Below are 13,678 nucleotides of genomic sequence, written 5' to 3' on the forward strand. Positions count from 1 at the left end.
ATCCTTTGGATTTGCTTTAAGCGCGTTCTCCATTCCACCCAATGCATCATCAACCCACCGTTCAACTTCTGCGGGCGTCAAATCATAAGTTCTTGCCGCTTCTTTAGCCGTTGTTTTGCCTTTGATAATGTCTTTGACGAGCTCTGCTTTACGCTTTGCCGTCCAACGTTTTACTTCTGCTTCCATAGTGCTAATGACTCCTTTTAGAGTGATACAATATCATGTCCAACTCTTCTCTGGGTCATTACACATGTTCCTAGATAGGGCTACCACTTTCGATTAACTAATATATCGATAGCTTTGTGAATCCTTTCGGTTATGGGAGGCATCAGTATGAAGCCGTGGTGCCTAATAGGGTGGTTTTTGTGAGATAACGTCACCCGTCTCAAAGTGAATATGCACATCTGCACCTCAATGAGCGAAAAATGATACAAACTGAGTGGTTTATTTGTAAGAAATGTGATGCAGGCTTAATTAATGTGGTTATAAATTGTTGCGATTTATCATTTGACTGTGATAACGTCTGCGGCAATCTCGGAGAGTGATTCTGGGGGATACGCACAGTGACCATTCAGGCTGATTGGGACACTGCGTAGGGTAGGTATTAATGGCATCCAGCCATTGATAGATGGGATACTGATGTAACTGGCCGAACGGAACTGGCGAGGTTACATGTTGATGGGAAACCCAACATTGAACACACAACACACACATCTAGTAATCAGCTTTATTCTTCCTCAATGCCCGGAATTGCATACTCGATGCATTACGGAACCTTGATTATTCAAAACTGATCTCAACCGTTTAATCGCGGGATTTCGCGTACCTGCTAGTTGGCATTAGCCAATGTAAGCTGGGCGTGTTGGTGCGCCTTTGCTTTGCGAAGGGGCATGGTTATGTTTGCATAGATTAAGGATTTATCTATGAGCACAGCATTTGAAGTTACTCCTTTTTTTGATGGCCCTTTTACCAGTGATGTTCCAACGGTAGAAGGCGTATATGATTTAACCCCAGATCAGATTTTGCTTGATCAAGCAGAGCATGAGTCAGAAGTCCGTTCTTACCCTAGGCGCCTGCCAATCGCGATTCGCCAAGCTTATGGTGCTTTGGTCGAAGACACGCGCGGCCAGCAGTACATTGACTGCCTCGCTGGGGCTGGCACCTTAGCATTGGGTTACAACCATCCAGAGATCAATCAAGCATTAAAATCGGCTCTGGATTCTGGTTTACCCTATCAAACGCTGGATATTACGACAGAGGTTAAAGACCGTTTCATCAAGCAAGTGAAACAGTTTTTGCCTGATACGTTTGCGAAACAGTCAGCAATTCAATTTTGCGGTCCATCCGGCGCCGATGCTGTTGAGGCGGCAATTAAACTGGCGAAGCAAACAACTGGCCGTAACACTATGTTTGCTTTTCGCGGTGCCTACCATGGCATGACCAACGGCACAATGGCGATGATGGGGAATCTCAACACCAAAGCACGCCGCACCGGGCTAATGTCTGATGTGCATTTCATGCCTTTCCCTTACGATTTGCGCTGCCCGTTTGGTCTGGGTGGTGAAGCGGGTGTCAAAGCCAATATTCGTTATCTCGAGCGCCTATTGGCCGATGATGAATCTGGAATGATGAAACCTGCCGCTATGATAGTTGAGCCAGTGCAAGGTGAGGGCGGTGTGATTCCTGCCCCAGCGCTGTGGCTACAAGAATTGCGCCGCATCTGTGATGAACATGAAATTTTGCTTATTTTCGATGAAATTCAGTGCGGTGTGGGTAAAACCGGTTATCACTTTGCCTTTGAAGAATCGGGCGTTAACCCGGATATTTTGTGTTTATCAAAAGCGATTGGCGGCGGTTTGCCGATGTCGCTGTTGGTGTTCAATAAAGCGATAGATACGTGGCGTCCTGGCGAGCACACTGGCACGTTTCGCGGTAACCAGTTGGCAATGGTATCAGGTGCTAAGGCGCTTGAAATTATTGAGCGTGATAAGTTAGTTGAGCACGCGCACGCCGCTGGGCAATATCTACGTTTGGGTCTGGAGTCACTTGCAGAGCGGGTTAACTGCATCGCGGATGTTCGTGGCAAAGGACTGATGCTGGGCATTGAAATTAACGATCCCAGTGGCGCTCTTAACCGTTTCGGCGAACCCAAATCCGACGGTGAGCTGACATTAAAAATTCAGCGCGCCGCGCTAGAGCGTGGCTTAATCGTTGAAAAAGGTGGTCGCGAAGGCTCTGTGGTGCGCTTTTTGCCGCCGCTTATTATCAGCTTTGCGCAACTTGACTTTGTATTAAGTACCATTGAAGCGGCCATTCTTGCCGCAGGCGGTGCGTATATCAACGATCCTCAAAGTGCGTGGCGTGAGCATTTTATTCAGCCTGGGCTGTCGGGTAGCCATCATTACGCTAAATTAATGAATCAAACCACCGCCGCGCTGCAAACCATGTTCGAACAGGTTGAAGCGCCGTACTCTGGGTTTGAACCTACGCTGCTGCAAGCGTCGATCAATAAACTCGATTTGACACAAGCAAACAACACGTTGTCATCGGTGATTGACGAAACCATTGATGGCGTCGCAAAGCACTCGATTTTTACCCAACACCCTCACTGTATTGCCCATTTGCACACCCCGCCTCTTATGGCCTCGGTGGTGGCTGAATCAATTATCGCCGCGCTGAACCAATCGATGGACTCATGGGATCAAGCGTCCGCCGCAACCTATGTTGAGCAAAAAGTGATTGATTGGTTGTGCGATGTTTATCAGCTTGGTGGCGAGAGCGACGGCGTGTTTACCAGCGGTGGCACGCAAAGTAATCAAATGGGATTGATGCTAGCGCGCGACTGGATTGCCGATACGCGTTCTAATCATTCAGTACAAAAACAAGGTTTACCTGATTACGCCGATAAGTTACGCATTGTCTGCTCTGAGAATGCACACTTCACGGTGAAAAAGGCCGCTGCGTGGATGGGGCTGGGTGAAAAAGCGCTGTTGACCATTCCGGCAAGCGACACTGGCGTTATGCACACCAGTCAACTTGATCAAACGATTCGTCAAGCCAAAGCCGATGGGTTGATCCCTTTTGCCATCGTTGCAACTGCGGGTACAACGGATCATGGTGCCATTGATGATCTCTCTGCGATTGCCGACATCGCACAAACACACCAGTTATGGATGCATGTGGATGGCGCGTATGGTGGCGCGTTGATTTTAAGTCAGCACAAAGGCCGTTTAGCCGGTATTGAGCGGGCCGATTCTGTTAGCGTGGATTTCCATAAACTCTTTTATCAAACAATCAGTTGTGGCGCGCTGCTGGTAAAAGAGAAGCGTCAATTGGGTTATCTGCTTCATCATGCGGATTACCTAAACCGTGAGCATGACACCTTACCCAATTTGGTCGACAAATCGTTAGCCACCACAAAACGCTTTGATGCATTAAAAGTGTTTATGACGATGCAAAGTGTCGGTCAAACTGAATTGGGCAAAATGTACGACCACCTGCTCAGTCAAACAGAGCAAGTGGCCGCATTGATTGAAGGAGAAGCGGGCTTTGAGCTGTTAGCGTCACCTTCATTATCCACAGTGCTATTTCGAATTACGCGACAAGGCAGTGGCTTCGATTTAGACACACTTAACCAAAAAGTGCGCTTAGCTGCGTTAACCCAAGGGATTGCGGTGCTCGGTGAAACCGTTATTGCAGGAAAGAGTGCACTGAAATTGACCATTTTGAATCCGTGTCTCACGATGGCGGATTTCAAATCACTGGTTGTAAAAATCAATAATCTAGTAGATCAGCTAGTAGCATAAGGTAACGGAAATTATGTCTATTTTACAGATTGGTGCCGGAGGCGTTGGTTGGGTTATTGCGCATAAAGCGGCGCAAAATAACGATGTATTGGGCGATATTACCATTGCGTCACGCTCGATTGCCAAATGTGAGGCGATTATCGAGTCGATTGACAAAAAACAAAATCGCAAAGACTTGAGTAAGTCACTATACGCCCGCGCAGTTAACGCCAATGATGTCGCTGAACTGGTGGCCTTGATTGAAGAGGTGAAACCCAAATTAGTGATAAACGCAGGGCCTCCGTGGGTCAACTTGACCATCATGGAAGCGTGTTATCAAGCAAAAGTCTCTTATCTTGACACTTCGGTCGCCGTCGACCTGTGCAGTGAGGGGCAACAGGTGCCTGAGGCGTATGATGAGCAGTGGAAATACGGTGAAAAATTCGCTCAAGCGGGCATCACCGGAATTTTAGGCGCAGGCTTTGATCCAGGTGTGGTGTCTGTCTTTGCCGCCTACGCAGTAAAACATCTGTTTGATGAGATTGATACTATCGATGTGATGGATGTCAACGCAGGCAATCACGGTAAAAAGTTTGCCACTAACTTTGATCCAGAAACCAATATGCTTGAAATTCAAGGCGATTCATTTTACTGGGAACAGGGCGAATGGAAACAGGTGCCTTGTCACTCTCGCATGCTTGAATTTGATTTCCCGGTGGTGGGTAAGCATAAAGTTTACTCTATGGCGCACGATGAAGTTCGTTCATTACAAGCGTTTATTCCCGCTAAGCGGATTGAATTTTGGATGAGCTTTGGTGAACGCTATTTGAATTACTTCAATTGCATGCGTGATATTGGCTTGTTGAGCCCTGAGCCGCTAACACTCCATGATGGTACTGTGGTTCAACCTCTGCATGTTTTAAAAGCATTGCTACCCGATCCTACGTCTTTAGCTCCGGGCTATACCGGCAATACTTGCATTGGTACTTGGGTGCAGGGCACCAAATCTGGCGAGCCACGCAGTGTATTTATTTATAATATTGCCGACCATGAAGTGGCATACGATGATGTTGAGCATCAAGCCATTGCGTATACAACGGGGGTTCCCGCAATTACCGCCGCGCTGCAGTTCTTCCGTGGTGAATGGGCAGAGCCGGGCGTGTTTAACATGGAACAGCTCGACCCAGATCCGTTTTTAGCCACCATGCCTGAGCTTGGTTTAAGTTGGGATGTGCAAGAGCTTACAGTGGCTCAACCAACCATTAATATTCTGAAGTAGCGCATATTTAATAATAAAAAGCCGATGGGTATGGGTATATCCTCGGCTTTCTCTATGTAATAAATGATTATGGAAAATACAAAATTAACCACGCCTTATTTCATGATTAACGAAGACGCTTTGCTGAGTAATCTTGAAAAAGCGCGTCAATTGAAAGCGTTATCGGGTGTTAAATTGGTTCTTGCACTGAAGTGCTTTTCGACGTGGGGTGTGTTTGACATCATGAAACCCTATCTGGATGGCACGACAAGCTCAGGGCCATTTGAAGTCAAATTAGGGCATGAGACATTTGGCGGAGAAACTCACGCCTACAGTGTCGGCTATAGCGAAGATGACGTGCGGCAAGTGGCAGACATCTGCGACAAAATGATTTTCAATTCACAGTCGCAACTGGCCGCTTATCGCCACTTGGTTGACGGTAAAGCATCAATTGGTTTACGCCTGAATCCCGGAGTGAGTTATGCCGGGCAGGACTTAGCAAACCCCGCGCGCACGTTTTCTCGTTTAGGCGTGCAACCAGAAGGCATTGATGCCGATGTGATGGCCAGCATTGATGGCGTTATGTTTCACATGAATTGTGAAAATAAAGATGTGGATGCCTTTATTGGCTTACTCGATGCCATTTCAAACCGATTTGGTCATTATTTGGATGCGTTAAAGTGGGTCAGTCTCGGTGGTGGGGTGTTTTTTACCTGGCCAGGCTATGACATCGAAAAACTGGCGTTTGCGTTAAAAGCGTTTGCCGAAAAACATCAAGTTCAACTTTATCTTGAACCGGGTGAAGCGATTATCACCCAAACGACGGATCTTGTGGTGACTGTGGTTGATATTGTCGAAAACGGAATGAAAACAGCCATTGTTGATTCTGCAACCGAAGCCCACCGACTCGATACCTTAATTTATAATGAACCTGCCTCTATTGGTGAAGCGGATGATAATGGCGAGCATGAGTATGTCATTGGCTCATGTTCCTGCTTGGCAGGCGATCAGTTCTGTGTCGCGCGGTTTGCTCAGCCACTCAAAATCGGCCAACGGCTGCGTATTTTAGACAGTGCGGGCTATACCATGGTTAAGCTAAATTGGTTTAATGGGTTAAGAATGCCAACTGTGTATTGTCAGCGCAGTAGTGGTGAAATTGAAAAGCTCAACGAGTTTGGCTATCAAGATTTCAAACGGTCGTTGTCGCAATGGTCGATTCAATAAACATACCTGTCTTACTTTAAGTTGCAGCGCGTTTGTTTAGAAAATTAAGGCGCTGGCTCTCACAAACCTCATCACATAGTTCATCTATGTTCACGAAGTGCTCAGAGGCTTTGTTCGTTTGCCGCCTGCCAGCATCTTCAAGTTGTTTGGGTATAGTAAAAAACCGCGCCAATATAGCGCGGTTTTTGTTTAGACCCATATCGTTAGCTGTTGAGCACCACGCGCGTGTCTTCGCTTAATGACTCAAGCTCATAAATCACATCTTGAATGGCGGTTTCAACCGGTAATTTTACGGCTATGGTCGCAGTGAAAAGGCTGGAACTGACACCACCGCCGCCAGCAATAAAGACGCGTTGGCAATCCATATCTAAAATATTGATACCTTGGCTGTCGAGCACGTGAGAGATTTCGTTAACAATACCAGAGCGATCATTGGCATCGAGCCGCAACTGGAAGATAGACTCCTTGCGGTGTTCATTGCTATCTGAGGCAACAAATTGAACAATAAGGCCAGGGGTATGAATAAACGCATCTTTAACGATTTGCTCTTTGTCATTGGGCAGTTCGACTTTAATGACTGCCGCAACTTGATCTTCAATAAAGTTAACTTTGCTGATTAACCATTTACCATCGTTTTCATGAGTCACTGCCGCCAGTTGTTTGATGGTTTTAGGCGACGCTTTTCCAACGAAGTTGACAATAAATACACTGTTCATAAACCACCCCTTAGTAAGATTCACGCAATGATTTGCTTACTTTCAGTTTAGATGAGCGGCCAAGGTTTAAATTGATGATTGTCAAATTTCTCACCGGAAATTATGACCAAAATGCGGAAGTATCGGCTAAGGCACATAAAGCGCGGGGGAGTGGCTCGTTAACTTGAAGCTGCAGCCAATCTGCAACTTCAAGTGGTTTGGATGTAGAAAAATCTAGAAGTGAACTTTTAATTCCACGCCATAGAATCGATTGTCATAGCTCGCACCTGCATCGAGAGCGTATTTGGCAACCTCTTGATTACCAAACCAAGGTGTAGAGCTGAAGTTAAGTTCAGCCGAGCCATCCCATGCGTCAGTCACCCAATAATGAATGTGGCCGACAGGGTTTAGGAGAAATAGCGAGACAGAGCCCAAGCGCTCAGAGCCCCAAACCTGGCCGCGGTTAGCAACGATATTTTGCTCCGCATCAAGCATCATTTCACCGACTACTGCGCCAAAGAACGGCGTGATGAACAAATCTTGCCACGATGGGATCTCAGCAAATGACTCAACGCCGTATTCCCAGAAAAAGGTCGACATGGTGGCAGAGTAAAGAAACGATTCAAATTCGTCGTATCCAGCATGTCTTGCCGCTGTGTAGTAGACGCCACCGAAGTAGGGATGCATGATGTAGTTGAGGAAATGTTCGTCCTCATCCCACACCGGGCCTGCTGTTACATTGTCTTTCCATTTGCTGCCAAGATTACTGATGTCGCGCGCGTCATCATCCCACTTAGTGATGCTTTCTGGCAGCATGGTCATCAAACCCACTGTTGCCACACTTAACCCCAAAATGGTGTAGGTCTGCTCTTTTAAATATTGCCAATCTTTTTCTTCGGAGACATAGAGATATCTGCGATTCGCTTTTGCCTCTTCGTTCAGTGAATTTTTTGGCGCGTTTAATGCATTGATGAAATGGTTTGGTGCGACATACTGATAATCAGCAGGTTCACTCAGTAAATTCAACTGAGTCCAACTCGGCGCTTGAGGCGCTTCAAAGGTATGAAGACGATAAGTTGCACATAGCCCTTGACGACAGTCAGAGTTATACGAAAATTCAATATGTTGGCTTGGGCTGATAGAACTGGCGTAACTCAATGAAGAGGCAACTAAGCCAAAGGCGCTCAGAGTTTTCGCAAATAGTGGGTGTGCAGACACAAATTTCTCCAAGAACTGCAGGATGAAAAAGCGCGTGATTATCGCCGAATCTTGCAGGGATGAAAACAGTTATTGAGTAAATGTTCAAATTTTTGCCAAATCGTGATTCAAATGAATCAACATCACGCTTTGGTTAAAGCGATAAGTAGAGGATCTCACAGTGAAAATTGCCATGTTGAGTACCGGTGAAGAAGTGCTTCACGGTGATATTGTGGATACGAATGCAGCATGGTTGGGAAGCGTGCTCTTTGAAAATGGGTTTGGGTTAACCAAACGCGCAACGGTGGGGGATAACTTAGCCCCTCTGGTTGAAGAGCTATTAATGCTCAGTTTTAACAATGATGTGGTGATCGTAAATGGCGGATTGGGCCCAACGAGCGATGATTTGACCGCAGAGGCGGCGGCGCAAGCGGCAGATGAACCCTTGACGCAAAACGCACATTGGGTGGAACGTATGCAGACGTTCTTTGCTTCGCGCGGCAAAGAGATGCCGACAAGTAACCTCAAACAAGCATTGTTGCCTGCTAGCGCGACCATGATCGACAATCCGATTGGTACCGCGTGTGGCTTTCAAATGATGCTTAATGACGCGGTATTTTATTTTACCCCGGGGGTGCCACGAGAATTTAAAAAGATGGTTGAAGGCCCTATTTTAAGTGATTTAAAAGCGCGCTTTCCTAATGTAATGAAAGTGGAGTGCAGTCGCCTCTATACGTTCGGCTTGTCTGAATCTGGGATCAGTCAAACGTTAGCGGACGTGTCTCTGCCTGCCGATTATCAATTAGGGTATCGCTCTTATCTGCCGTTTATCGAAGTCAAAGTTTTTGGCCCTGCTGAGCCATTGGAGACAAGAATTAAAGTAGTGGGGCTGATACATCGGTTATTAGAGCAAAATGTGGTGAGCATTGATGAAACGATGCTGGTTCACATCGGTCATCGACTTGATGAGCGAGCGCTGACCTTATCAACTGCTGAAATCGCCTCAAATGGCTATCTTACGGCATGGCTGAAAAGTGAGTCTCGAATCAATGCGCGTTTTGGACCCGCTTGGGTATTATCAGAGCAACAAAATCACGCATTAGATGATAGTGATCCACTTGCCGCTGCCCTTGCGCTCGCTGGTGCGACACGAGAGAAATGCCAAACCGATCTGGCACTTGTCGTGGGCAAATTGCACGACAATCAATTTACGGTTGCTTTGTCTGCCATAGGAGGCGAGTGGGGCATGATTTTAGAGCTAACGCGCGAGTATGAGGTGAGTGATAGAAATAAACTGATGAGCGCGGTAGCGGCAGATTTACTACGCCGCTTTTTAGAAAAGAAACCCATGTTTGGTCAATATGGGTTTTTGAATAACAAGCGCGAACTGTTTATTCCTAACAGTTTAGTAAAATAGAGCGCTATTCCCTTCCTACTTGAAGTTGCAGCGTTGTTGACAGGCACTCACAAACCTCATCACATAGTGTATCTATGCTCAGAGGCTTTGTTCGTTGGTCGCCTATCTGCAACTTCAAGTTGTTTGGGTATACGTCAAGTGGTAAGACTATGCACGCTGCTGTTTCAGCGAGTATTTGACGTTGCTTAGAGTTAATGCCGTTTTGGCGCGGCAAACGCAGGGGAGAATTTCGTTCCCCTGCAAATAAGCCATTGCAAAACCAACGTATTCGACTTCGCCTGCCTCAAGCGTGCAGCGACAGGCACCACAATGCCCATCACGGCAATTGTATTCGGGCGCAAGCCCAGCTTGTTCCATCGACTCAAGTATGGTGCTGCTTGAATTTGACTCTATCGTCAAAATAGCGTTGATTTTAAGGCTCGCCATTACAACTCAAAACCTTCAAAGTCATCGGCGCTGATTTCATTATCAATCTGTCCTACTAAGTAAGAGGAGATCTCAGCTTCTTGTGGCGCAACTTGGACATTATCAGAAGAGAGCCATGCGTTGATCCAAGGGATCGGGTTACTGGTCGCTTCTGGGTAAGCTGCAGGAAGGCCAACCGCTTGCATACGTATGTTGGTGATGTACTCAACGTACTGGCTTAAAATGTCTTTGTTCAAGCCAATCATAGAGCCATCTTTGAACAGATATTCCGCCCACTCTTTTTCTTGTTCTGCCGCTTTTTTGAACAGTTCGAAACACTCTTGTTTTGCTTCTTCGGCTATTTGCATGAAGAGGAAATCATCTTGACCATTGCGCAGCAGGTTTATCATGTGCTGAGTACCAGAAAGATGCAGCGCTTCATCGCGCGCAATAAGCTTGATGATTTTGGCATTTCCTTCCATCAGCTCACGCTCGGCAAACGCAAAGGAGCAAGCGAAACTGACGTAAAAGCGAATCGCTTCCAGCGCGTTGACCGACATCAGGCAGAGGTAGAGCTTCTTCTTGAGTTCGTACAGCGAAACAGTAACGGATTCGCCGTTGAGCTGGTGGGTACCTTCGCCAAAGCGATGATAATCGTTGGTCGCTTGAATCAGGTCGTCATAGTAGTGAGCAATGTCTTTGGCGCGCTTGAGGATGTGCTCGTTTTCAACAATATCATCAAACACAACCGCCGGGTTATTGACGATATTACGAATAATATGTGTGTAAGAACGAGAATGAATCGTTTCGGAAAACGACCAAGTCTCAATCCAGGTTTCTAGCTCAGGTAGTGAAACCAGTGGCAATAGCGCAACGTTGGGGCTGCGTCCTTGAATCGAATCAAGCAGCGTTTGGTATTTGAGATTAGAGATGAAAATGTGTTTTTCATGATCGGGCAATTTGTTGTAATCGATACGATCGCTGGAGACATCCACTTCTTCTGGTCGCCAGAAAAAACTCAGTTGTTTTTCAATGAGCTTTTCAAAAATCTCAAATTTTTGTTGGTCGTAACGTGCCACGTTAACCGATTGGCCCAAAAACATCGGCTCTTTCAGTTGGTCATTTTTGGTTTGGTTAAAAGTACTGTAAGCCATGATTGCCTCAATTCTTTTGTCCCCTTAACGTGAAGGGGAATCATTCGTTCATACTCGTTCTACTTGACGCTGTAGTGCCTCTTGTTAATCAAAAGAGATAGAGGCTTTGCTCGTTTACGGCTTATCTGTGCTGCATCAAGTTGTTGGGGTATCGATGCTAATTCAGCAAGGTGGGTTTGGTTTGAGCACCTTGCCATAATTAGCGCTCAAGCTGCCAAGCGTTAAATCTTACAACCACCGCTGGTGCAATCGTCATCTTGAGATTGAACCGCGTCTTTTTGGTCATCTTTCGCACCGTCACGCGTGTTGTGGTAATACAGCGTCTTAACACCAAACTTATACGCGGTGAGTAGATCTTGGAGCAGTTTTTTCATCGGGACTTTGCCACTTTCGAAACGACTCGGGTCGTAATTGGTGTTAGCAGAAATCGCCTGATCGATAAACTTCTGAATGATACCAACAATGTGCAGATAGCCGTCGTTCGACCCAATATTCCAAAGCAGCTCATAATTGTCTTTAAGCTCAGTAAACTCAGGCACCACTTGCTTTAAGATGCCATCTTTTGACGCTTTGACCGACACATAACCACGAGGTGGCTCAATGCCATTGGTGGCATTGGAGATTTGCGATGAGGTCTCTGAAGGCATCAGAGCCGTCAGGGTTGAGTTACGCAGGCCGTGCTCCATGATTTCCGCACGCAGCGTCTCCCAATCGTAATGCAAAGGTTCATTACAAATCAGGTCGACATCTTTTTTGTAAGTGTCGATAGGCAGCAAGCCTTTGGCATAATTGGTTTCGTGGAACAGTGGGCATTTACCTTGTTCTTTGGCCAATTCGACCGAGGCTTTGAGTAGATAGTATTGCATCGCTTCAAAAGTGCGATGCGTTAGACCATTGGCACTGCCATCGGAATATTTGACGCCATGTTTTGCTAGGTAATAGGCAAAGTTAATCACGCCCACACCCAAGGTGCGACGATTCATGGTCGAACGGTACGCTGCTGGCAATGGGTAGTCTTGGTAGTCCAACAGTGCATCAAGCGCTCGCACCACCAATTCCGACAACTCTTTGAAATCATCCAGTGACTGGATGGCGCCTAAGTTAAACGCAGAAAGCGTACAAAGGGCGATTTCGCCGCTCTCATCTTCAACGTTTTCAAGTGGCTTGGTCGGTAATGCGATTTCTAAGCACAAGTTAGACTGACGTACTGGCGCAACGGTAGCATCAAATGGGCTATGAGTATTGCAGTGGTCTACGTTTTGAATATAGATACGCCCTGTTGATGCACGCTCTTGCATCAGCAGTGTGAACATTTCAAGCGCTTTAACCGTGGTTTTCTTGATGCTAGGGTCGTTTTCGTATTGCGTGTACAAGCGTTCAAACTCGGCTTGATCTTGGAAAAACGCATCGTAGAGCCCAGGCACATCTGATGGCGAAAACAGAGTAATGTTGCCACCCTCAACCAAACGCTGATACATCAGTTTGTTGAGCTGTACACCGTAGTCCATATGACGCACACGGTTTTCTTCAACGCCGCGGTTGTTTTTCAGCACCATGAGCGATTGCGCTTCACCATGCCACAAAGGATAGAAAACGGTTGCTGCGCCGCCGCGTACACCGCCTTGCGAGCAGCATTTCACCGCAGTTTGGAAATACTTATAAAACGGAATACAGCCAGTATGAAACGCCTCGCCGCCACGAATTTCTGAGCCGAGCGCACGAATACGGCCAGCATTGATACCGATACCAGCGCGCTGAGACACATAACGCACGATAGAGCTAGCAGTCGCGTTAATCGAATCTAAGCTGTCACCACATTCAATCAAAACACATGAGCTGAACTGACGTGTTGGCGTACGAACGCCTGACATGATCGGCGTTGGTAATGAAATTTGGAACGTGGAGGTGGCGTCATAAAAACGCTTCACGTAATCAAGACGTGTCGCTTTTGGGTATTTGGCGAACAAGCACGCGGCAACCAAAATGTAAAGAAACTGAGCGCTCTCGTAAATTTGTCCGGAAACGCGATTTTGCACGAAATACTTGCCTTCGAGCTGCTTCACTGCGGCATAAGAGAAGTTGAGGTCGCGTTTGTGATCTAAATAATCGTCTAACTCATCCAGGTCGGCTTTGGTGTAATCGTCCAGCAAATGAGTATCGTATTTACCCATTTCAACCAGCTTCACGACGTGATCATAAAGTGCGGGCGGCTCATATTGGCCATAGGCTTTTTTGCGAAGGTGAAATACCGCGAGGCGCGCAGCCAGGTATTGGTAATCCGGCGTCTCTTCTGAAATCAGATCGGCTGCCGACTTGATGATGGTCTCGTGAATATCGGTGGTACTGATCCCTTCATAAAATTGGATGTGCGCGCGAAGTTCCACTTGTGAGACAGAGACATTGTTGAGCCCCTCTGCCGCCCAAGTGATCACACGATGGATCTTTTCGAGATCAATATTCTCTTTACGGCCATCGCGTTTGGTTACGGTAAGTTGTTGGTTCATTCTGCTTTAATTCCCTAAGAAAACTGATGAAAGCCCGCT

10 protein-coding genes are annotated in these 13,678 nt (G+C 46.7%); 4 read left to right on the plus strand and 6 right to left on the minus strand.

The window, feature by feature from the left end:
* Positions 1 to 186, minus strand: a 186-nt coding sequence (locus HGP28_RS14135) for a DUF1153 domain-containing protein (RefSeq protein WP_168837128.1), incomplete at its 3' end; no start/stop codon positions are given.
* Positions 187 to 923: 737 nt separating this feature from the next.
* Here HGP28_RS14135 and HGP28_RS14140 point away from each other — a divergent pair.
* The 3 genes from HGP28_RS14140 to nspC all read left to right on the plus strand — a co-directional run bounded on the left by HGP28_RS14140 (position 924) and on the right by nspC (position 6,267).
* Entirely contained in the window at positions 924 to 3,806 is a 2,883-nt protein-coding gene (locus HGP28_RS14140) for a pyridoxal phosphate-dependent class III aminotransferase (protein ID WP_168837129.1), read from the plus strand.
* Between the two features lie 13 nt (positions 3,807 to 3,819).
* Positions 3,820 to 5,064, plus strand: coding sequence for a carboxynorspermidine synthase (locus HGP28_RS14145; RefSeq protein ID WP_168837130.1), 1,245 nt, complete (start codon positions 3,820 to 3,822; stop codon positions 5,062 to 5,064).
* Positions 5,065 to 5,133: 69 nt separating this feature from the next.
* A complete protein-coding gene (nspC, locus tag HGP28_RS14150) occupies positions 5,134 to 6,267 on the plus strand; it encodes a carboxynorspermidine decarboxylase (RefSeq protein WP_168837131.1) in 1,134 nt (377 codons plus the stop codon).
* Positions 6,268 to 6,470: 203 nt separating this feature from the next.
* On the opposite strand, the gene HGP28_RS14155 is transcribed toward nspC, so the two are convergent.
* Positions 6,471 to 6,983: a glycine cleavage system transcriptional repressor gene (locus tag HGP28_RS14155; protein ID WP_168837132.1), complete on the minus strand. Its 513-nt coding sequence runs from the start codon at positions 6,981 to 6,983 to the stop codon at positions 6,471 to 6,473.
* 213 nt (positions 6,984 to 7,196) lie between these two features.
* Positions 7,197 to 8,180: a DUF3943 domain-containing protein gene (locus HGP28_RS14160; protein ID WP_168837133.1), complete on the minus strand. Its 984-nt coding sequence runs from the start codon at positions 8,178 to 8,180 to the stop codon at positions 7,197 to 7,199.
* 160 nt (positions 8,181 to 8,340) lie between these two features.
* On the opposite strand from HGP28_RS14160, the gene HGP28_RS14165 reads away from it, so the two are divergent.
* Positions 8,341 to 9,576: a CinA family nicotinamide mononucleotide deamidase-related protein gene (locus HGP28_RS14165; protein ID WP_168837134.1), complete on the plus strand. Its 1,236-nt coding sequence runs from the start codon at positions 8,341 to 8,343 to the stop codon at positions 9,574 to 9,576.
* Positions 9,577 to 9,723: 147 nt separating this feature from the next.
* On the opposite strand, the gene HGP28_RS14170 is transcribed toward HGP28_RS14165, so the two are convergent.
* From HGP28_RS14170 to nrdA, 3 genes are all read right to left on the minus strand, one after another.
* Positions 9,724 to 10,002 carry a 2Fe-2S iron-sulfur cluster-binding protein gene (locus tag HGP28_RS14170; protein ID WP_168837135.1) on the minus strand — a complete coding sequence of 93 codons (279 nt, stop codon included), beginning with the start codon at positions 10,000 to 10,002 and terminating at the stop codon, positions 9,724 to 9,726.
* On the minus strand, positions 10,002 to 11,135 hold the full coding sequence (gene nrdB, locus HGP28_RS14175) for a class Ia ribonucleoside-diphosphate reductase subunit beta (protein WP_168837136.1): 1,134 nt from the start codon (positions 11,133 to 11,135) through the stop codon (positions 10,002 to 10,004). The genes HGP28_RS14170 and nrdB overlap by 1 nt, the downstream gene beginning before the upstream one ends.
* Before the next feature lie 221 nt (positions 11,136 to 11,356).
* Positions 11,357 to 13,639 (minus strand): class 1a ribonucleoside-diphosphate reductase subunit alpha, encoded by a 2,283-nt coding sequence (nrdA, locus tag HGP28_RS14180; RefSeq protein ID WP_168837137.1) that lies wholly within the window; start codon positions 13,637 to 13,639, stop codon positions 11,357 to 11,359.
* Positions 13,640 to 13,678: the final 39 nt, after the last annotated feature.

The organism is Vibrio agarilyticus (genome assembly GCF_012641465.1).
Classification (GTDB): Bacteria; Pseudomonadota; Gammaproteobacteria; order Enterobacterales; family Vibrionaceae; genus Vibrio; species Vibrio agarilyticus.

Bases quoted from the DNA above. Each gene is read 5' to 3' on its own strand.
- HGP28_RS14140 (WP_168837129.1), top strand. From the start codon at position 924: ATGAGCACAGCATTTGAAGTTACTCCTTTTTTTGATGGCCCTTTTACC.
- nrdB (WP_168837136.1), bottom strand. From the start codon at position 11,135: ATGGCTTACAGTACTTTTAACCAAACCAAAAATGACCAACTGAAAGAG.
- HGP28_RS14145 (WP_168837130.1), top strand. From the start codon at position 3,820: ATGTCTATTTTACAGATTGGTGCCGGAGGCGTTGGTTGGGTTATTGCG.
- nrdA (WP_168837137.1), bottom strand. From the start codon at position 13,639: ATGAACCAACAACTTACCGTAACCAAACGCGATGGCCGTAAAGAGAAT.
- HGP28_RS14170 (WP_168837135.1), bottom strand. From the start codon at position 10,002: ATGGCGAGCCTTAAAATCAACGCTATTTTGACGATAGAGTCAAATTCA.
- nspC (WP_168837131.1), top strand. From the start codon at position 5,134: ATGGAAAATACAAAATTAACCACGCCTTATTTCATGATTAACGAAGAC.
- HGP28_RS14155 (WP_168837132.1), bottom strand. From the start codon at position 6,983: ATGAACAGTGTATTTATTGTCAACTTCGTTGGAAAAGCGTCGCCTAAA.